General features: G+C 60.2%; 21 protein-coding genes. 17 read left to right on the top strand and 4 right to left on the bottom strand.

Translation table 11 applies throughout. From position 1 onward, the window contains the following. Window positions 1-73 precede the first annotated feature (73 nt). Window positions 74-1,486 (top strand): hypothetical protein, encoded by a 1,413-nt coding sequence (locus tag LCU97_RS18590; protein ID WP_232777443.1) that lies wholly within the window; start codon window positions 74-76, stop codon window positions 1,484-1,486. A gap of 98 nt (window positions 1,487-1,584) precedes the next feature. Here LCU97_RS18590 and uraH read toward each other — a convergent pair whose 3' ends face one another. Then, complete coding sequence (gene uraH, locus LCU97_RS18585) at window positions 1,585-1,938, bottom strand: hydroxyisourate hydrolase (protein WP_053149842.1); 354 nt, start codon at window positions 1,936-1,938, stop codon at window positions 1,585-1,587. Window positions 1,939-2,322: 384 nt separating this feature from the next. Here uraH and puuE point away from each other — a divergent pair, with 384 nt between their 5' ends. The 7 genes from puuE (at window position 2,323) to LCU97_RS18550 (ending at window position 7,993) form a co-directional block, all read left to right on the top strand. Then, complete coding sequence (puuE, locus tag LCU97_RS18580; protein WP_232777442.1) at window positions 2,323-3,264, top strand: allantoinase PuuE; 942 nt, start codon at window positions 2,323-2,325, stop codon at window positions 3,262-3,264. Then, window positions 3,261-3,776 carry a 2-oxo-4-hydroxy-4-carboxy-5-ureidoimidazoline decarboxylase gene (uraD, locus tag LCU97_RS18575; protein WP_053149836.1) on the top strand — a complete coding sequence of 172 codons (516 nt, stop codon included), beginning with the start codon at window positions 3,261-3,263 and terminating at the stop codon, window positions 3,774-3,776. The genes puuE and uraD overlap by 4 nt, the downstream gene beginning before the upstream one ends. 69 nt (window positions 3,777-3,845) lie before the next feature. After that, on the top strand, window positions 3,846-4,841 hold the full coding sequence (gene alc, locus LCU97_RS18570; RefSeq protein ID WP_053149833.1) for an allantoicase: 996 nt from the start codon (window positions 3,846-3,848) through the stop codon (window positions 4,839-4,841). Window positions 4,842-4,962: 121 nt separating this feature from the next. Then, complete coding sequence (locus LCU97_RS18565) at window positions 4,963-5,466, top strand: ureidoglycolate lyase (RefSeq protein ID WP_232777441.1); 504 nt, start codon at window positions 4,963-4,965, stop codon at window positions 5,464-5,466. A 51-nt stretch (window positions 5,467-5,517) separates the two neighbouring features. Further along, the gene (locus tag LCU97_RS18560; protein ID WP_053149829.1) at window positions 5,518-6,819 is read left to right on the top strand and encodes a urate hydroxylase PuuD; all 1,302 of its coding nucleotides are present in this window, start codon (window positions 5,518-5,520) and stop codon (window positions 6,817-6,819) included. Between the two features lie 175 nt (window positions 6,820-6,994). Further along, window positions 6,995-7,174 carry a hypothetical protein gene (locus tag LCU97_RS18555; protein ID WP_232777440.1) on the top strand — a complete coding sequence of 60 codons (180 nt, stop codon included), beginning with the start codon at window positions 6,995-6,997 and terminating at the stop codon, window positions 7,172-7,174. Between the two features lie 33 nt (window positions 7,175-7,207). After that, window positions 7,208-7,993 carry an outer membrane protein OmpK gene (locus LCU97_RS18550; protein ID WP_053149823.1) on the top strand — a complete coding sequence of 262 codons (786 nt, stop codon included), beginning with the start codon at window positions 7,208-7,210 and terminating at the stop codon, window positions 7,991-7,993. Between the two features lie 56 nt (window positions 7,994-8,049). Here the strand turns inward: LCU97_RS18550 and LCU97_RS18545 are convergent, their stop codons facing one another. Together LCU97_RS18545 and LCU97_RS18540 are read right to left on the bottom strand one after the other, a co-directional pair. After that, entirely contained in the window at window positions 8,050-9,210 is a 1,161-nt protein-coding gene (locus LCU97_RS18545; protein ID WP_053149820.1) for a patatin-like phospholipase family protein, read from the bottom strand. A 35-nt stretch (window positions 9,211-9,245) separates the two neighbouring features. After that, a complete protein-coding gene (locus tag LCU97_RS18540) occupies window positions 9,246-10,178 on the bottom strand; it encodes a lipid A biosynthesis lauroyl acyltransferase (protein WP_053149818.1) in 933 nt (310 codons plus the stop codon). 118 nt (window positions 10,179-10,296) lie between these two features. On the opposite strand from LCU97_RS18540, the gene minC reads away from it, so the two are divergent. From minC to LCU97_RS18505, 7 genes are all read left to right on the top strand, one after another. Beyond that, window positions 10,297-11,034 (top strand): septum site-determining protein MinC, encoded by a 738-nt coding sequence (minC, locus tag LCU97_RS18535; protein ID WP_053149815.1) that lies wholly within the window; start codon window positions 10,297-10,299, stop codon window positions 11,032-11,034. Window positions 11,035-11,235: 201 nt separating this feature from the next. Beyond that, entirely contained in the window at window positions 11,236-12,048 is an 813-nt protein-coding gene (minD, locus tag LCU97_RS18530) for a septum site-determining protein MinD (RefSeq protein WP_024779631.1), read from the top strand. After that, entirely contained in the window at window positions 12,048-12,302 is a 255-nt protein-coding gene (gene minE, locus LCU97_RS18525) for a cell division topological specificity factor MinE (RefSeq protein ID WP_007960071.1), read from the top strand. Before minD ends, minE begins: the two co-directional genes overlap by 1 nt. Before the next feature lie 106 nt (window positions 12,303-12,408). After that, window positions 12,409-13,044, top strand: coding sequence for an RluA family pseudouridine synthase (locus LCU97_RS18520; protein WP_025214990.1), 636 nt, complete (start codon window positions 12,409-12,411; stop codon window positions 13,042-13,044). A gap of 47 nt (window positions 13,045-13,091) precedes the next feature. Then, window positions 13,092-14,195, top strand: coding sequence for a hypothetical protein (locus LCU97_RS18515; protein ID WP_232777439.1), 1,104 nt, complete (start codon window positions 13,092-13,094; stop codon window positions 14,193-14,195). A gap of 101 nt (window positions 14,196-14,296) precedes the next feature. Continuing rightward, window positions 14,297-15,586 (top strand): M18 family aminopeptidase, encoded by a 1,290-nt coding sequence (locus LCU97_RS18510; protein ID WP_053149809.1) that lies wholly within the window; start codon window positions 14,297-14,299, stop codon window positions 15,584-15,586. 123 nt (window positions 15,587-15,709) lie between these two features. Further along, window positions 15,710-15,892 (top strand): hypothetical protein, encoded by a 183-nt coding sequence (locus LCU97_RS18505; RefSeq protein WP_053149806.1) that lies wholly within the window; start codon window positions 15,710-15,712, stop codon window positions 15,890-15,892. A gap of 6 nt (window positions 15,893-15,898) precedes the next feature. Here LCU97_RS18505 and LCU97_RS18500 read toward each other — a convergent pair whose 3' ends face one another. Further along, window positions 15,899-16,630, bottom strand: a complete 732-nt coding sequence (locus tag LCU97_RS18500) for a UTRA domain-containing protein (protein WP_053149801.1) — start codon at window positions 16,628-16,630, stop codon at window positions 15,899-15,901. A 352-nt stretch (window positions 16,631-16,982) separates the two neighbouring features. Between LCU97_RS18500 and LCU97_RS18495 the strand changes: the two genes are divergently transcribed. Both LCU97_RS18495 and LCU97_RS18490 read left to right on the top strand, forming a co-directional pair. Then, window positions 16,983-18,050, top strand: a complete 1,068-nt coding sequence (locus tag LCU97_RS18495) for an ABC transporter substrate-binding protein (protein ID WP_053149799.1) — start codon at window positions 16,983-16,985, stop codon at window positions 18,048-18,050. A 211-nt stretch (window positions 18,051-18,261) separates the two neighbouring features. Further along, window positions 18,262-19,068 (top strand): alkaline phosphatase family protein, encoded by an 807-nt coding sequence (locus LCU97_RS18490; RefSeq protein WP_232777438.1) that lies wholly within the window; start codon window positions 18,262-18,264, stop codon window positions 19,066-19,068. Window positions 19,069-19,071: the final 3 nt, after the last annotated feature.

The following is a 19,071-nucleotide window of genomic DNA, read 5'->3' as shown; positions in this document are numbered from 1 at the left end:
GATTCCCGTGAGGGGAGAAGTAATAGAGCCGCCCCCCCTCTCCCCGACCGGGCGACCGCCGGAGTCCCCCGAATTGCCGCCCCCAACCATTCACATAGCCGAAATCGCATCAGCCCTCGGCGATACCACGCTCTCGATACCGCTGGACCGCTATTACCTCTCATCCGAACTGGTCCCCATGTTATCGGAGCCAGACCCAACCTCCGGCATCCGGACATTCAGAACCCGTACTTATGTCGAGCTTGCAGAGGGCGGAACGGTGCTGCTGGGACGCGACGCCGAACAGAACTTCAGAGCCCGATTAAGCACCGAACTCGTCGCCTCCGGACCGCGCCTGGCGCAAGTGGAAGGCAGCCTTCTATGGCACCTGATTCCGCAACGCGACGTGACGCACGGCAGTGATCTCAACCCCGTCACGCTCCACAGGCTGTCGGATGATGAGTCTCCGGAAGCTGTCGCGCCCAAGCGTGCACGTGCGACAACCTCACAAAGCGAAGCAGCGACACAAAGTACCTCGGCGTTCACGAAGAATTGGGGAATCGACCCACGGTTCACGGTGTGGGAGTACATCACCCTAGGCAATGTCCACTACAAAGTGCTGACCCGCGTCGACGCACGCCAGTACCCTGGCGCCTACATTCAGTCGCCCATGCATCCCGCCTATGATTTTGACTTGCTGGAAGCCATCCTCAGGCATACGCCCGACGAGCAACCCAGAAGCGTGACCCGCGTTCCGCCGGACAATCACTGGGAAATCGACACCAGGTTACCTTTCGACAAGCCGCTGACAACTTACGTCAGGGAGGATTTTCCAGAGGTCACTACAGTCACCTTGGAAAATATTGCAAGAAGGCAATTCGAACTCGCCAATGACTCGCATTATGCCGACGCGGCAGGTTTGAACGCTCTCCGACAGATGATCGACAGTCGGAACAACGCGACACCGTCACCGCATCCGCAATGGACCGATCCGTTACTGATGCTTCCGATTCTTCCCACCTCTCCGTCGTCCAGAGGTACCGCCCGTGCGATAGCCCTGCCCGCGCCTTCCGCCACCGGAACGCTGGATCGGTTGGACTTCGATCCCCTGCGGTTCAAGCGACACTGGCTCTATTTTCTCACGACCTATTCGCCGGTGGACTTCAAGCGCTTTATGGCCGGACTCCTGGCCCGCAATGGTTATACGGTCATGGACCCCAGTTCTTTCAGTAGCTTTCCGGCGTTGGTATTCCAACGAACGGGGCATGACTATGTATTTTTCATGAGCTTGCACCGCACCAGAATCCCGAAGATCTCCCTGCCTTCCTATACGGACCCCAATATGGCCGGCGTCCTCTTGGAAAACCAGTTGGGTGAAGCCGCTGCGAAAGTCGTCAGGGACGCCCACGCCGCCAACAAGATCGTCTGGCTCAAGGGTGGGTCGGAAATGCATCCAGGCATTGCGGAAACGGTGTTCATCATCCGGGATGACAACGCCAGGCTGTAGATACACCGCTCAAAAAAAAAGCCCGCAGTGTGAGCGGGCAAAAAACCAAAGAAGCTCTATGCGCAGTCGCTTCCAGGGCAAGGCAGCTGCTTGGGGGATCAGCTGCCTCGATAGGTTGAATAGGCGTAGGGTGAAATCAGCAAGGGTACGTGGTAATGGTCCTGCTCGGCCGAGATGCCGAAGCGCAGCACCACCACATCCAGGAACGCCGGCTCGGACAGCTGGACGCCACGGGCGCGGTAGTAATCCCCAGCATGAAACTGGATCTGATAGACACCGGATCGGTAATCATCGCCTTGCAACAGCGGCGCATCGCAACGGCCATCATCATTGGTCAGCGCGCTGGCGACCCGTTGCAATTGCGAACCTTCCACGCGATATAGCTCGACCTTGATCGAACTGCCCGGGCAACCGTGTGCGGCATCCAAAACGTGAGTGGTCAAACGTCCCATTGATTGCGCGCGCCTCCTGATCGATTAAAAAGACAAGCCGCACCGTTTCGGAGCAAGAGACAGGACGGCGATGGTTGAATTAAGACACTTAAAGAGAAAATTGTACACAATAAAATACCGATATTTGCGTTGCTTCGCTTTCCTCCGCCCTCTCGTCCCAATTCGCGGTCAAACCAATGGATACAATGACTTTCCTCCGGCTAACTGACCAAACGGGCAGATTTCTTGCAGTGCAGATGGACCCGGAGCCTGAGTGAAAAAGGCAAAAAATCAGGCTTACAAAGCGCGCATAAAGTTGTATACAATCATCCCATCGTCGTGACGCCAGCCCAAGTCTCATCATCAGGCGTCACCTACATGGTTCGAACAAGAAGGAAGACTGCAGTGAGCGCTGACTACCCACGCGACCTGATCGGTTACGGCAAAAACCCTCCCCATCCCCACTGGCCGGGCAACGCCCGAATTGCCCTCTCCTTCGTGCTCAACTACGAGGAAGGTGGCGAGCGCAATCTCCTGCACGGTGACAAGGAGTCCGAAGCCTTTCTCTCGGAGATGGTCGCGGCGCAACCGCTGCAGGGCGAACGCAACATGAGCATGGAATCGCTGTATGAGTATGGCAGCCGTGCCGGGGTCTGGCGGATCCTCAAGCTGTTCAAGGAATTCGATATCCCGTTGACTATCTTCGCCGTGGCCATGGCCGCCCAGCGCCATCCGGACGTGATCCGCGCCATGGTCGCCGCCGGTCATGAAATCTGCAGCCATGGTTACCGCTGGATCGATTATCAGTACATGGATGAGGCTCAGGAACGCGAGCACATGCTCGAAGCGATCCGCATCCTCACCGAAATCACCGGCGAACGCCCGCTGGGCTGGTACACCGGTCGCACCGGCCCCAACACCCGCCGGCTGGTCATGGAGGAAGGCGGTTTTCTCTACGACAGCGACACCTACGACGACGACCTGCCCTACTGGGAACCCAACACACCCACCGGCAAGCCGCACCTGGTGATCCCCTATACGCTGGACACCAACGACATGCGCTTCACCCAGGTGCAGGGCTTCAACAAAGGGGACGACTTCTTTCAATACCTCAAGGACGCCTTCGACGTCCTGTATGCCGAAGGCGCCGAAGCACCGAAGATGCTTTCCATCGGACTGCATTGCCGCCTGATTGGCCGCCCGGCCCGCCTCGCCTCCCTCAAGCGTTTCCTTGAGTATGTAAAGGGTCATGAGCGGGTGTGGTTTACCCGTCGCGTGGACATTGCCCGCCACTGGCAGCAGGTCCATCCGCACCCTGGCGCTTCTGAGACGGAGGGGACGAAATGACCGCGTTCCAGACCCTCAAGCCGTCCACCTTGAGCCGTGAAGCCTTCATCCTGGCCTTCGCCGACATCTACGAGCACTCGCCATGGGTGGCCGAAAAAGCCTTCGACCTGGGTCAGGACCCATCGATCGACGAGATCGAAACCCTGCACCAGCGCATGAGCGATATCCTGCTGAGCGCCGATCATGCCAGCCAACTGGCCCTGATCAACGCTCACCCGGACCTGGCCGGCAAAGCCGCTGTCCAGGGCCAACTGACCGAAGCCAGCACGAACGAACAGGCCGGCGCCGGTATACACCAGTGCACGACCGAAGAGTTCCAGCGCTTCACCGAGCTGAACGAGGCCTACAAAGCCAAGTTCAGGTTTCCCTTCATCATGGCGGTAAAAGGCAGCAACCGGCATCAGATCCTCGCGGCGTTCGAAACGCGCATCCACAACCCGGTGGACACCGAGTTCCAATGCGCGCTGGCGGAGATCAACAAGATCGCGTTGTTCCGACTACTGACCCTTTAGCGAGCCGCCCTGGTGACCCAGGGTCGAGCAAGCATCCCCAGCCAACTTATCAAAAGGCAGACAAGAAGAATGAAAGCTTACGCCGTACCTTTCGAGAAATTCGTCAACCTGGCCGACGCGCGCCTGGGCACCCGGATCATTTCGGTCACCGATGACTGGTTCGCCGACGCCAACCGCCTGTTCCAGCCGACCCCGGCCGTGTGGAAAGAGGGCGTGTTCGACGACAACGGCAAGTGGATGGATGGCTGGGAGTCGCGCCGCAAGCGCTTCGAAGGCTACGACAGCGCCGTGATCCGCCTGGGCGTGCCGGGCTCGATCAAGGGTGTGGACATCGACACCTCGTTCTTCACCGGCAACTACCCACCGTCTGCCTCCCTGGAAGCCTGCTTCCTGGCGGAAGGCGAGCCGGACGAAAACACCCAGTGGACCGAAGTTCTGGCGGCCGTGGAATTGAAGGGCGACAGCCATCACTACCATGAGATCGCCAACGACCAGGCCTTCAGCCACCTGCGATTCAACATCTACCCCGATGGTGGCGTGGCCCGCCTGCGTGTGTATGGCATTCCCTACCGCGACTGGTCGGCCGTGGGCGATAACGAGCAGGTCGACCTGGCTGCCGCTCTCAATGGCGGGCGTGCCCTGGCGTGCTCCGACGAGCATTTCGGCCGCATGAGCAACATCCTCAACCCGGGCCGTGGCGTGAACATGGGCGACGGCTGGGAAACCGCCCGCCGCCGCACCCCCGGCAACGACTGGGTCATCGTCGCCCTGGGCCATGCCGGCGTCGTTGAAAAAGTCATCGTCGACACCCTGCACTTCAAGGGTAACTATCCGGACAGCTGCTCGATCCAGGGCGCGTTCGTGAAAGGCGGTACCGACAGCCAGATCGAAACCCAATCGCTGTTCTGGCGTGAGCTGCTGCCCAGCCAGAAGCTGGAAATGCACGCCGAACACACCTTCGCCGAGCAGATCAAGGCCCTGGGCCCGATCACCCACATCCGTTTGAATGTGTTCCCGGATGGTGGCGTGAGTCGCCTGCGGGTTTTGGGCAAGGTCGCGAAGTAGGCAGTGAAGCCATTCGCGAGCAAGCCCGCTCCCACAGGAGTACGCATTCCAAATGTGGGAGCGGGCTTGCTCGCGAAGGCGTCAGAACCAACAACACAGAATTTGGATTAAGAAGACCAGCATGCGCACACTCAAGATCGAACCCTTGACCAAAGAAGCCTTCGCCCCGTTCGGTGACGTGATCGAAACCGACGGCAGCGATCACTTCATGATCAACAACGGTTCGACCATGCGCTTCCATCGTCTGGCGACGGTTGAAACCGCCACGCCGGAGGACAAGGCGATCATCAGCATCTTCCGCGCCGATGCGCTGGAAATGCCACTGACCGTACGCATGCTGGAGCGCCATCCGCTGGGCAGCCAGGCTTTCATTCCGCTGCTCGGCAACCCCTTTCTGATCGTGGTCGCGCCACTTGGCGATGCACCTGTATCAGGCTTGGTCCGCGCCTTCGTCACCAACGGCAGGCAGGGCATCAATTACCATCGCGGCGTCTGGCACCACCCGGTGCTGACGATCGAAAAGCGGGATGACTTCCTGGTGGTTGATCGCAGTGGCACAGGCAATAACTGCGATGAGCATTTCTTCATAGAGGATGAGTGTTTGATCCTCGACCCCCACCAATAAGAGAAGGTCCGATCACGCGAGAACAAGCGTGACGGGCGAGAGGTAACGACTGTGGAAGCACATTTGCTGGAATGGCTGAACCTGAGCGTGCGCTGGGTTCACATGATCACTGGCGTGGCCTGGATCGGCGCGTCGTTCTACTTCGTCTGGCTGGAAAACAACCTCAATCGCGTCAACCCCAGGAGCGGCCTGGCCGGCGACTTGTGGGCCATCCACGGTGGCGGTATCTACCACCTGGAAAAATACAAACTTGCGCCGCCGTCCATGCCGGAGAACCTGCACTGGTTCAAATGGGAAGCCTACTTCACGTGGATGTCGGGCATCGTGCTGCTGTGCCTGGTGTTCTATTGGAACCCGACCGTCTACCTGCTGGCCCCCGGCAGCGGCCTGAGCGGCGCCGAGGGTGTCGCCCTGGGACTCGGTTCGTTGCTTGTCGGCTGGTTCGTCTATTCCTTCCTCTGCGACTCGGTGCTGGGCAAATACCCTGCCCTGCTCGGCCTGATCCTGTTCGTGCTGCTGATCGCGGCGGCCTACGGCTTCAGCAAGGTGTTCAGTGGACGCGGCGCCTACCTGCATGTCGGGGCGGTCATCGGGACGATCATGGTCGGCAACGTGTTTCGCATCATCATGCCGGCGCAGCGCGCCCTGGTGGCCGCCATCGCCGAGAACCGCACCCCCGACCCGGCATTGCCGGCCAAAGGTCTGCTGCGCTCGCGCCACAACAACTACTTCACCCTGCCCGTGCTGTTCATCATGATCAGCAACCACTTCCCGAGCACCTACGGCAGTCAATACAACTGGTTGATCCTGGCCGGGATTGCGGTGGCGGCGGTGCTGGTGCGTCACTACTTCAATACGCGTCACGACAGCAACCGGTTTGCCTGGACGTTGCCGGTCGGCGCTCTGGCGATGATATGCCTGGCTTACGTCACGGGCCCCAAGGCACCGCCCACTGCACCGGAGGTGGCCAAGGCCCCGGGCGTCATCGAGTACCAACCGTTGCCGGAAACCGCCGTGGGTGGAGGTGCCAAGCCTGAACCCGCACCGGCCGCACCTGCCGCTGCCCCAACCCAGGCCACCAACACCCAGGGCCCGTCGTTCGACAAAGTCCATACCGTGATCCAGGAACGTTGCTCGGTCTGTCACTCGGCCAAGCCCACCAGCCCGTTGTTCAGCACAGCGCCCGGCGGGGTGATGTTCGATACGCCGCAGCAGATCCAGCAACAGGCCGCACGCATCCAGGCCCAGGCCGTGACCACCCAGATCATGCCCCTGGGCAATATCACCCAGATGACCCAACAGGAACGCGACCTGATCGGTGCCTGGATCAGCCAGGGCGCACGGACCAACTAAGCACTGGCAATCACCCGTTATACCGCTGACAGGCCACCGGCACACCGCCGGTCGCCCGTCAGCGACTGCCTGCGCCTCGACAATAACAACAAGAGGAATGCACCGATGACCCAGCCCCGCCCTCACGCTTCAGATTCGCCGCAGACATGCCACGCGGAGGCACTTGAGCCCTTCCGTGCAAGCCCGTATCCTGCGCGGCCGCTCGACTCCGGCCAATTCCAATAACGTCCAACGCCTGATCTTGCCGACAGCCATGACTGGCTTCGGCTCAATCCTGCCAGCCGCTGCCACGAGCAGAAAGCTGACCGAACGGATGTTTTATCCGTGGCAAAAAGGCGCCACACCAGAGCGCTGAATTAAAAAACCACCGACCTTGGGAGCAAACCGAATGAAACGTACGTGCACCAGCCTGATACTTGCAGGTTCCTTGCTGGCCGGCGGCCAGGCCATGGCCGACGATCTGTTGCAGTGGCAGAACAACAGCCTGACCTACCTGTACGGCAAGGATTTCCAGATCAACCCACGCATCCAGCAGACCGTGACCTTCGAACACGCCGACGCCTGGAAGTACGGCGACAACTTCTTCTTCCTCGACCGGATCTTTTACAACGGCAAAAAGGACAGCAACTCCGGGCCGAACACCTATTACGGCGAATTCAGCCCGCGCCTGTCGTTCGGCAAGATCTTCGATCAAAAGCTGGAGGTGGGTCCGATCAAGGATGTGCTGCTGGCCATGACCTATGAGTTTGGCGAAGGCGACAACGAGTCTTACCTGATCGGCCCCGGCTTCGACCTGTCGATCCCCGGCTTCGACTACTTCCAGTTGAACTTCTACAACCGCCAGACCGAAGGCTCCCGCCCCGGCGACGACGTCTGGCAGATCACACCCGTCTGGGCCTATACCCTGCCGGTGGGTTCCTCCGACATCCTGATCGATGGTTTCATCGACTGGGTCGTCGACAACGACACCAATGCCAGAGGTACCTACCACGCCAACCTGCACATCGTTCCGCAGATCAAATATGACCTGGGCAAGGCGCTGAAACTGGGGGCCAAGCAACTCTATGTGGGCGTTGAATACGACTACTGGAAAAACAAATACGCGATTGAAGACAGCGACGGCTTCAAGACCAATCAGAGCACTACCAGCTTTTTGCTGAAGTACCATTTCTGATCCCTACCCAGTCCGGTAAATCCCTTTGTGGATTTATGTTGGCTGGCGTTGCTGCATCACGCCTGAGCCAACCCCAAAAATCGAGCCAGTTCCTCCCGCTGGGCCAGCGCATCCTGCCGGCCCAACTCGATCAACTCGCTGCAATACCCCGCCTCGAACAACAGATAACTCAGCACCCCCGCGCCGCTGGTCTTGGTCGCGCCCGGCCCCCGCAGGAAGACCCGCAATGCGCGGGGCAGCTCCTGGCGATGGCGAGCGGCGATTTCGTCGATCGGCTGGCTGGGCGAGATCACCAGCACGTCTACCGGTGCGGCACCCAGAGCATGGGGCGACACGTTATCAGGCAGCAGATGACTGAACCCGTTCAGACGCTGGAGCAACTCGATATCGCTTTCCAGACTATCAATGAACGTACTGTTGAGCATATGCCCGCCGATCTGCGCCAGCGTCGGTTGCTGGCCGGTGTAGCTGCGCTCCGCCGGCGCTTGCGCGCCTGGACCACGAGGATTGCCGCTGACACCGATGACCAGCACCCGATTCGCCCCCAGATGCAACGCCGGACTGATGGGCGCCGATTGGCGTACCGCGCCGTCGCCGAAATATTCCTGGTCAATCTTGACCGGCGCAAACAGCAAGGGGATCGCCGAACTGGCCAGCAGGTGCTCGACCGACAACAAGGCCGGTACGCCCACCCGTCGGTGTCGCAGCCAGGCCTCGATGGTGCCACGCCCCTGATAGAAGGTCATGGCATGACCGGACTCGTAACCGAACGCCGTCACCGCCACGGCGCGCAATTGCTGCTCGGCGATGGCTTGCTCGATACCCGACGCGTGGAATTGGGCCTGGAGCAATTCACGCAGCGGTGAGCTGTCGATCAGCGCCACTGGCAGCTTGGCGCCCAGGCCCAGCAAGCTGTGGGTGATGAAGCGCGTTGCCTGGACGAGCACGCCACGCCAGTCACTGCGCATAACCTGATGGCTGCGCACCGCCTGCCAGAACGCAGTCAGGCGTTCGATCGCCATCTTGAAATCCATCGCCCCGCTCGCCAGGCTGACGGCGTTGATCGCCCCGGCCGAGGTGCCGACAATCACCGGGAACGGATTTTGCGCGCCGTCCGGCAACAATTCGGCAATCGCCGCCAAGACACCTACCTGATACGCCGCCCGAGCCCCGCCGCCGGAAAGAATCAATCCTGTCACCGGTTCAGCTGGGGTCATCGCAACGCTCCGTGCTCATGGATATGGACTACAGTTCAACCGCGCTTGTCGTACAGCTTTGGTTCACCCGGCGGACGACTCTTGAAACGCCGGTGGGCCCAGAGGTATTGCGCGGGACAGCCACGCACCGACTGCTCCACCCATTGGTTGATGCGGATGCAATCGACTTCCTCGGTCTCCCCGGGAAAATCATCCAACGGTGCCTGGATCACCAGACGATAGCCGCTGCCATCGGCCAGGCGCTCCTGGATGAACGGCACCACTTGCGCCTTGCCCAGCCGGGCGAATTTGCTGGTAGCCGTGACCGTCGCCGCCTGGATGCCGAACAGCGGGACGAAGACGCTCTGCTTGGCGCCGTAATCCTGGTCAGGCGCGTACCAGATCGCTCGACCGGCGCGCAGCAACTTGAGCATGCCGCGGACATCGTCACGCTCGACCGCCAGCGAGTCGAGGTTGTGTCGCTCACGGCCCCGTCGCTGAATGTAATCGAACAATGGGTTCTTGTGCTCGCGGTACATGCCGTCGATGGTGTGCTGCTGGCCAAGCAATGCGGCGCCGATTTCCAGTGTTGTGAAGTGCAAGGCCATCAGGATCACGCCCTGACCGTCGCGCTGGGCCTGCTTGAGATACTCCAGGCCTTCGATGTGAGCCAGCTTCGCCAGACGCGAACGCGACCACCACCAGCTCATGGCCATCTCGAAAAAAGCGATACCGGTAGAGGCAAAGTTCTCCTGGAGCAGACGCTTGCGTTCAGCCTCGGACTTCTCCGGGAAGCACAACTCCAGGTTGCGCCGGGCAATGCGCCGCCGGTCGCCTGCCACCCGGTACATCAATCCACCCAGTAGCCGACCGACCCGCAGCAGCCACGGATAAGGCAACTGCACGATCAGCCACAACAGCCCCAGACCGCACCAGAGCAGCCAGAAACGCGGATGAAAAAAAGCGGTTTGAAAACGCGGGCGATCCATTACAGCTTCCATAAAGACATGGGCCGCGCATTCTACATCGTTCGACCCGGCTTGCGGCTGGCGGACGATCTCGTTATAAGTCTCGGCACTTTTAGTGACAAGCCGTTGTACGCCGACCATGAGCCAAACCGAACCGCTAGACCAAGATCCCGTGTTCCAGCTGAAGGGCAGCATGCTCGCCATTACGGTGCTGGAGCTGGCCCGCAACGACCTGGAGGGCCTCGACCGACAGCTCACGGCAAAAGTCGCGCAAGCCCCGAACTTTTTCAGCAATGCCCCCCTGGTACTGGCTCTGGACAAGCTGCCGCCCAACGAAGGCGCGGTGGACCTGCCCGGCCTGATGCGCGTCTGCCGCCAGCATGGCCTGCGCACCCTGGCGATTCGTGCCAGTCGCATCGAGGACATCGCCGCCGCCATCGCCATCGACATCCCCGTACTGCCGCCGTCGGGCGCCCGGGAGCGGCTGTTGGAACCGGCGCCTGCCGAAGCGGTGAAAAAACCGGAGAAACCGCCGGAGCCTACCGTCAAGCCGACCCGCGTCATCACCTCGCCGGTGCGCGGCGGACAGCAGATCTATGCCCAGGGTGGCGATCTGGTCGTGGTGTCCTCGGTGAGCCCGGGGGCGGAACTTCTGGCCGATGGCAACATCCATGTATACGGCCCGATGCGCGGTCGAGCGCTGGCCGGCGTCAAGGGCGACACGAAAGCCAGGATTTTCTGCCAGCAGTTGAGCGCTGAACTGCTCTCCATCGCCGGGCAGTACAAGGTTTCCGAAGATTTACGCCGCGACCCACTGTGGGGGGCCGGTGTCCAGGTCAGCCTGTCGGGCGACGTGTTGAACATCATTCGGCTTTAACGGATACTGCCGCATTTTCCAAGCATCTCTAAAACGTAGCGAAAACGGCTGAAACGACGTAGGAAACAGGACCAGGCAGTGTTTACCGGAGGTAAACCCCGCTCAGCGCCCTGTTCCAGCCAAGCCTGTCCAATTGCCGCCGTTCTCTAGAGATGTTTTTCAGGGACCGACAACGTCCTTTTTCCTTAGGGGTGAAACACCTTGGCCAAGATTCTCGTGGTTACATCCGGCAAGGGTGGTGTGGGTAAGACCACCACCAGCGCCGCTATCGGTACCGGCCTCGCTCTGCGCGGCCACAAAACTGTCATCGTCGACTTCGACGTCGGCCTGCGTAACCTGGACCTGATCATGGGTTGCGAGCGCCGCGTGGTCTATGACTTCGTCAACGTGGTCAACGGTGAAGCGAACCTGCAACAGGCCCTGATCAAGGACAAGCGCCTTGAAAACCTCTACGTGCTGGCCGCCAGCCAGACCCGTGACAAGGACGCGCTGACCCAGGAAGGCGTGGAAAAAGTCCTGATGGAGCTCAAAGAGCAGTTCGAGTTCGTGGTCTGCGACTCCCCGGCCGGTATCGAGAAAGGTGCCCACCTGGCCATGTACTTCGCTGACGAAGCGATCGTCGTGACCAACCCGGAAGTGTCCTCGGTACGTGACTCCGACCGCATGCTGGGCCTGCTGGCGAGCAAATCCCGCCGCGCCGAGAAAGGCGAAGAGCCGATCAAGGAACACCTGCTGATCACCCGCTACCACCCGGAGCGTGTCGAGAAGGGCGAAATGCTCGGCGTCGAAGACGTCAAGGAAATCCTCGCCGTCCGGCTGCTGGGCGTGATCCCGGAATCCCAGGCGGTGCTCAAGGCCTCCAACCAGGGCGTCCCGGTGATTCTCGACGACCAGAGCGACGCCGGCCAAGCCTACAGCGATACCGTGGATCGTCTGCTGGGCAAAGACCTGGAACACCGGTTCCTCAACGTCGAGAAGAAGGGATTCTTCGAGCGCCTGTTTGGAGGTAGGTAATGAACCTTTTTGACTTCTTTCGTGCCAACAAAAAGCCCAGTACCGCCTCGGTCGCGAAAGAGCGTCTACAGATCATCGTGGCGCACGAACGCGGCCAACGCAGCACCCCGGACTACCTGCCTTCCTTGCAGAAGGAACTGGTCGAAGTGATCCGCAAGTACGTCAACATCGGTAACGATGACGTGCATGTCGCGCTGGAAAGCCAGGGCAGCTGCTCGATTCTGGAACTCAACATCACCCTGCCGGATCGCTGATCGATCCTGCGGGAGCCACGGCGGCTCGGGTCCTGCCCTCCATCCCTGTACAAGGTAGAGAGCAGAATCCGAGCCGCCGTTGGCGTTTGTACCGAGACTGTTTTTAATGCCCCTGTCCAACATCCGCATCATTCATCAGGACGCCGCCGTCCTGGTGGTCGACAAGCCGACCCTGTTGCTGTCCGTACCCGGTCGGGCCGATGACAACAAGGACTGCCTGATTACCCGCTTGCAGGAAAACGGCTACCCGGAGGCGCGAATCGTCCATCGCCTGGACTGGGAAACGTCCGGCATCATTCTGCTGGCCCGCGACCCGGACACCCATCGCGAACTGTCCCGGCAATTTCATGACCGCGAAACCGAAAAAGCCTACACCGCGTTGTGCTGGGGCCAGCCGGCACTGGACAGCGGCAGCATTGACCTGCCCTTGCGCTACGACCCACCGACCAAACCCCGCCACGTGGTGGACCATGAGCACGGCAAGCATGCCCTGACGTTCTGGCGGGTGCTGGAGCGTTGCGGCGACTGGTGCCGGGTCGAACTGACCCCGATCACCGGCCGCTCCCACCAGTTGCGTGTGCATATGTTGTCCATCGGCCATCCGCTGCTGGGTGACGGACTGTACGCCCACCCGCAAGCCCTGGCCGCCTGGCCCCGCCTGTGCCTGCATGCCAGCATGCTCAGCTTCACCCACCCGCAAAGTGGCGAGCGCCTGCGCTTCGAGTGCCCGGCGCCCTTCTAAGTATCCAACGCGCCAGCCAAAACGTCTTTACCCGAGAAAAGTTCTGCATGCAGGTCATTGATTTCCAAGGAACACCGGTAGAAAAAGTCCCTCACCAATTGCTGTACCTGGTCTACGGCGACAAACAGGCGTACCGGCACGAAGCCAAGTTCAGCATCCTGACAGCCCTGAAACACGCCCGACCCTCGACGTTGCCGACCATCAGAATTCTGACGGATCGGCCCGAGGACTATCTTGGCTGGCCAGTCGAAACCATTGCGCTAAGCCCTCAATTGCTGCAGCAATGGCAAGGCGATCATGGTTACGTGCATCGACGCAAGGCCTGCGCCATTGCGGCAGGGCTGACACTCGCCGAAAAAACCTTGTTCGTCGACACCGATACGTTATTCCTCGACGATCCCGACCTTCTGTTCAAGCAAATCCAGCCAGGGCACTACCTGATGGACAGCTTCGAGTATGACTGGGACTACGTTTGCGAACGCAAGGACTACCTCAAGCTCGGCAAGTGCCTGCAGGCCCACGGCGTGAGCCGGGACAACGGCTTCAAGCTCTACAACAGCGGACTGTGCGGCGTGACCGATAGCGACGCTTCGTTGCTTGCCGAGGCCGTCGAACGGATCGATGAGTGGACCGCAGATGGCTTCGATATCCATACCATCGAACAGATCGCGATTTCTTTCACATTACGAGACAGGCCCATTGGCGAAACCAACAGCCAAGTGCTGCATTACTTCGCCGAAAAACGCTTCTTCCATGCCATGCAAGCGCATTTCTTCGCACAGTATGGGGAAGCTTTCAGTTCTCGCCTGGTAGAACGTTGTGCTGAAGTACCCCGCAGCAAACCGTTCCCGTCTGCCTGGCGGCGCCTGAAGATCAAATGGAAACTGCGCAAACAACGCGCAAGCCTGCGCCGGATAGGCCGAGATCTGTTGTATGGCAGCGCGGCGCCTGAAAATCCCTACTATGACGTTTGCAGGCACCATTGGTGGGACTCGGCCTCACGGGAGATCCTGCGCCTGGACCTCAAGCATCAGGAACAGCTGTTCGGTCAGTTCGAACACTGGCCCAAGCATTTGCCCAAGCCGTCGAAGCCCCAGGACAAGCCCCTGATTCTGGCTTACCTGCGCGAGCAAGTTGCCACGTCGCGCTGATCCATATCCGCCCCCCCGGGCTTGAACTGCACCGGGGAATGGGTCTGCAACGCAGGCGGACGATGGGGTAAACTCCCGACCATTGCTGTCTGGAGCTATTTATGCGCGCAGAGTTGAACCAGGGCCTGATCGACTTTCTCAAGGCCTCCCCTACCCCGTTCCATGCCACCGCCAGCCTCGCCAAGCGCCTTGAAGCGGCGGGTTATCAACGTCTCGATGAACGCGAAACCTGGGCCACCGAGGCCAACGGTCGCTATTACGTCACGCGCAACGACTCCTCGATCATCGCCTTCAAACTGGGGCGCAATGCGCCTTTGCACGACGGCATCCGCCTGGTGGGCGCCCACACTGACAGCCCGTGCCTGCGGGTCAAGCCGCAGCCTGAGTTGCAACGCCACGGGTTTTGGCAGTTGGGTGTGGAAGTCTACGGGGGCGCGTTGCTGGCGCCGTGGTTCGACCGTGACCTTTCCCTGGCCGGACGCGTGACCTTCCGCCGTGATGGCAAGGTCGAAAGCCAACTGATCGATTTCAAGGCGCCGATCGCCACGATTCCAAACCTGGCCATCCACCTCAATCGCGAGGCCAACCAGGGCTGGGCCATCAACCCACAGAACGAGTTACCGCCGATCCTCGCCCAGTTCGCCGGCGATGAGCGCGTCGACTTCCGTGCCGTGCTCACCGACCAACTGGCTCGCGAACATGGCCTGAATGCCGATGTGGTGCTCGATTACGAGCTGAGCTTCTACGACACCCAAAGCGCTGCCATCGTTGGCCTGCATGGCGATTTCATTGCCGGTGCGCGCCTGGACAACCTGCTGTCGTGCTATGCCGGCCTGCAAGCCTTGCTGAAAGCTGATACCGAAGAAACCTGCGTATTAGTGTGCAACGATCACGAAGAAGTCGGCTCCTGTTCGGCCTGTGGTGCCGATGGTCCGATGTTGGAACAGACGTTGCGCCGCCTGCTCCCCGACGGTGAGGAATTTGTACGGGCCATCCAGAAATCACTGCTGGTTTCTGCCGATAATGCCCACGGCGTCCACCCCAACTACGCCGACAAACACGACGCCAACCACGGGCCCAAGCTCAACGCCGGCCCGGTGATCAAGGTCAACTCCAACCAACGCTATGCCACTAACAGCGAAACCGCCGGGTTCTTCCGCCATCTGTGCATGGCCGAAGAGGTGCCGGTGCAAAGCTTCGTGGTGCGCAGCGACATGGGCTGCGGTTCGACCATCGGACCAATCACCGCCAGCCAACTGGGCGTGCGTACCGTGGACATCGGCCTGCCAACCTTCGCCATGCACTCGATCCGTGAACTGTGCGGCAGCCACGACCTTGCCCATCTGGTGAAGGTGTTGAGTGCGTTCTACGCGAGTCGCGAGTTGCCGTAGAAACAACTGCCCCTGTGGCAAGGGAGCTTGCCTGCACGATCAGGGTGGGTTGATGTACATCACCCCACCCTGAGCAAACCCCAACTAAACTGACCTTATTCCTCCCTGGATAAGGCTGTCGCCATGATTTCCATGTCTTCGCTCAATGCCATGCTGGTGCCCATCCTCGCCGGCATGATCCTGTTGGGCATAGGCTTCAACTTCCGAGACAAGAATGTCGGGGTCTTTGCCATGTGGATCGGCATGCTGCTGATCCTCGCCACGGTGTTGTTCCGGATTCTCTCCAAACTCAACGAGTCGCTGTAACGCTCGTCAGGCCATGAGTGGCTGCTCCGGCACATCGACCCCGACATGGATCGCATCGTGTCGCCAGAACTCCAGGTCGCAGTCGATCAGTCGTTGGTGCTGATCGTAGTTGACCCGTGCGATTCGCAAGCCGGGGCTACCGACCGACACTTTCAGCGCCGCCGCTGCTTCCGGCTGCAAGGATGTGGGGACGATTTCAAATTTCACCCGGCCGTAATGCAGGTCGTAATGACGGGCGTACAACTCCGTCATGGACTGGTTAAGGTCGAACTCCAGGATGTCGGGAAAGTACTGCGGGTTCAGGTAATGCTCGACATAGAGCACCAGGCGCTCATCGATACGCCGCACGCGGCAGATCTGGATCACGCTCGACAACGCCGGCAACTGCAACCAGGCACACACCGCCGCCGACGCCGGTTGCAGGCGCGCCGAAATTACCTGGGTAGAAGGCACTCGCCCTTGGGCGGCCACCATGGCGTGGAAATGGCTGCGCTGCATCAGGTTATAGGCCAGGCGTGGCGGCGAGACGAACCAGCCACGACGTTCCTCGCGGTAGATCTGCCCTTGGGCTTCGAGCTGCAACAAAGCCTCACGCACGGTGATGCGCGTTGTCCCGAACAACTCACTGAGCTTGCGCTCGGCCGGTAATTTGCTGCCGGGGGCCAGCAATCCGTGCTCAAGCTGCTCTTGCAGGACCTGCCCGATGGTTGTCACCGCCTTGGTTGCATCGATGCGCATCAAACGTTACCTATCTGGACTAGACCAGCACTGTTTTCGGGCAGGATCGTGACCCCAGCGACCCCTCTTTTCATCTTTGCAAGCCTAGGCATTGCACATGACCGGCAGATGACAGACTTGCCGGGCGGTCATTCGACACTTCCTGCAAAATCATAGCCAAGCCCTTTCAGATCAGCCGTTTAACCATGGTCTACGCTTAACTCGCAGTCATCCTGCACGAGCCTGGCAGAAGTGCTCCCCTCCCGCATCGACATCAAATTGTCACAGGGGCCGCTTAAATTGGCTCAGGTATTGCTGACCTAGACCAACACAACCGCAATCGCAGCGTTGAAAACGCCCATAGGAGCTACGGATGAAACAGCTTTTCCTGGCATCACTGTTAGGCTCGACCATCGCCATGTGCACCACCGCCATGGCCGCTGAGACCAATCTGAAGGATCTGGAAGCCGCTGCGAAAGCGGAAGGCGCCGTGAACAGCGTCGGCATGCCCGACGACTGGGCGAACTGGAAAGGCACCTGGGATGACCTGGCCAAGCTCTACGGCCTGAAGCATATCGACACCGACATGAGCTCGGCCCAGGAGATCGCCAAGTTTGCCGCCGAGAAAGACAACGCCAGCGCCGATATCGGTGACGTGGGCGCGGCCTTCGGCCCGATTGCGGTCAAGCAGGGCGTGGTCCAGCCTTACAAACCAAGCACCTGGGAACAGGTTCCGGACTGGGCCAAGGACAAGGACGGTAACTGGGCCCTGGCCTACACCGGCACCATTGCCTTCATCGTCAACAAGAAGCTGCTGCACGGTTCCGAAGTGCCTACCAAATGGGCCGACCTGAAAGGCGGCAAATACAAGGTTTCCATCGGTGACGTGAGCACCGCGGCCCAGGCCGCCAACGGCGTGCTGGCAGCCGCCCTGGCGAACGGCGGCGACGAAAAGAACCTGCAACCGGCCTTGCTGATGTTCGCCGAACTCGCCAAACAAGGACGCCTGTCCATGGCCAACCCGACCATCGCCACCATGGAAAAGGGTGAAGTCGAAGTGGGCGTGGTCTGGGATTTCAACGGCCTGAGCTACAAGGCCAAGATGGCCGACCCGGATGACTACGTCGTGCTGATTCCGTCCGATGGCTCGGTCATTTCCGGCTACACCACCATCATCAACAAATACGCCAAGCACCCGAACGCCGCCAAGCTGACCCGTGAGTACATCTTCAGCGACGCCGGCCAGATCAACCTGGCCAAGGGCAACGCACGTCCGATCCGTGCCGAACACTTGAAGCTGCCTGAAGAGGTGAAGGCCAAGCTGCTGCCCAACGAGCAGTACAAGGGTGTGACGCCGATCAAGGACGCCGATGCGTGGGAGAAGACGTCCAAGAAGCTGCCGCAGGATTGGCAGGAAACCGTGATCATCGAGATGAAGTGAGGCGGTAGCTCCCGCTCGGACGTGCACAGCAGATCCCTGTGGGAGCGGGCCCTGTGGGAGCCGAGCTTGCTCGCGATGAACCATGACACGGTCTTGCTGTTGAACCGCGTCGCCTTCATCGCGAGCAAGCTCGGCTCCCACAAAAGCCCGCTCCCACACTGGAGCGGTGTCTATCCGGGTTTACTGGTATCTGTCCGGAGTCCCGGTCCCCATGAAGCACAATGTCATCCTGGTAGTGCTCGACGGCCTCAATTACGAAGTCGCACGGCATGCCATGGGGCATCTGCAGGCATATGTCGGCGCAGGACGCGCGGCGCTCTACAAACTGGAATGTGAACTGCCCGCCCTGTCCCGCCCTCTCTACGAATGCATCCTTACCGGCGTCGGGCCCATCGACAGCGGGATCGTGCACAACAACGTCTCGCGCCTGTCGAACCAGCGCAGCATTTTCCACTACGCCACCGACGCCGGGCTGAGCACGGCAGCGGCGGCCTACCACTGGATCAGTGAACTGTATAACGCCTCGCCGTTCATATCGGCTCGCGACCGGCATACCGACAATCCCGACCTGCCGATCCAGTACGGGCATTTTTACTGGAACGACCATTATCCCGATTCCCACCTGTTCGCCGATGCCGAACATCTGCGCCAGCGCTACACGCCCAACTTCCTGCTGGTGCATCCGATGAACATTGACGATGCCGGCCACCAACACGGCCTCGACACCCCGCAGTACCGCAACAGCGCCCGCTCGGCCGACATCAACCTGGCGGTTTACCTGCAAGCCTGGCTCGACGCCGGCTATCAGGTACTGGTGACCGCCGACCACGGTATGAACAACGATCGCTCCCACAACGGCTTGCTGACCGAAGAACGGGAAGTACCGTTGTTTGTCCTGGGCGACGGCTTCAGCCTCGACCCGGGCGCGACCCCTCGACAGATCGAACTGTGCGGCACCATTTGCCAGTTGCTGGGCGTCGACCACGACAAACCGTATTGCCAGGAGTTGCTCAAGTGAATG

The sequence above is a fragment of the Pseudomonas uvaldensis genome (genome assembly GCF_021271205.1).
Lineage (GTDB): Bacteria > Pseudomonadota > Gammaproteobacteria > Pseudomonadales > Pseudomonadaceae > Aquipseudomonas > Aquipseudomonas uvaldensis.
Note: the sequence above shows the minus strand (reverse complement) of the source record. Positions and strands in the feature narration are given on the sequence as shown.

Bases quoted from the DNA above. Each gene is read 5' to 3' on its own strand.
- minE (WP_007960071.1), top strand. From the start codon at position 12,048: ATGAACCTTTTTGACTTCTTTCGTGCCAACAAAAAGCCCAGTACCGCC.
- LCU97_RS18495 (WP_053149799.1), top strand. From the start codon at position 16,983: ATGAAACAGCTTTTCCTGGCATCACTGTTAGGCTCGACCATCGCCATG.
- LCU97_RS18515 (WP_232777439.1), top strand. From the start codon at position 13,092: ATGCAGGTCATTGATTTCCAAGGAACACCGGTAGAAAAAGTCCCTCAC.
- alc (WP_053149833.1), top strand. From the start codon at position 3,846: ATGAAAGCTTACGCCGTACCTTTCGAGAAATTCGTCAACCTGGCCGAC.
- uraH (WP_053149842.1), bottom strand. From the start codon at position 1,938: ATGGGACGTTTGACCACTCACGTTTTGGATGCCGCACACGGTTGCCCG.
- LCU97_RS18520 (WP_025214990.1), top strand. From the start codon at position 12,409: ATGCCCCTGTCCAACATCCGCATCATTCATCAGGACGCCGCCGTCCTG.
- LCU97_RS18545 (WP_053149820.1), bottom strand. From the start codon at position 9,210: ATGACCCCAGCTGAACCGGTGACAGGATTGATTCTTTCCGGCGGCGGG.
- LCU97_RS18565 (WP_232777441.1), top strand. From the start codon at position 4,963: ATGCGCACACTCAAGATCGAACCCTTGACCAAAGAAGCCTTCGCCCCG.
- LCU97_RS18510 (WP_053149809.1), top strand. From the start codon at position 14,297: ATGCGCGCAGAGTTGAACCAGGGCCTGATCGACTTTCTCAAGGCCTCC.
- minC (WP_053149815.1), top strand. From the start codon at position 10,297: ATGAGCCAAACCGAACCGCTAGACCAAGATCCCGTGTTCCAGCTGAAG.
- LCU97_RS18505 (WP_053149806.1), top strand. From the start codon at position 15,710: ATGATTTCCATGTCTTCGCTCAATGCCATGCTGGTGCCCATCCTCGCC.
- LCU97_RS18550 (WP_053149823.1), top strand. From the start codon at position 7,208: ATGAAACGTACGTGCACCAGCCTGATACTTGCAGGTTCCTTGCTGGCC.
- uraD (WP_053149836.1), top strand. From the start codon at position 3,261: ATGACCGCGTTCCAGACCCTCAAGCCGTCCACCTTGAGCCGTGAAGCC.
- LCU97_RS18490 (WP_232777438.1), top strand. From the start codon at position 18,262: ATGAAGCACAATGTCATCCTGGTAGTGCTCGACGGCCTCAATTACGAA.
- LCU97_RS18540 (WP_053149818.1), bottom strand. From the start codon at position 10,178: ATGGATCGCCCGCGTTTTCAAACCGCTTTTTTTCATCCGCGTTTCTGG.
- LCU97_RS18500 (WP_053149801.1), bottom strand. From the start codon at position 16,630: ATGCGCATCGATGCAACCAAGGCGGTGACAACCATCGGGCAGGTCCTG.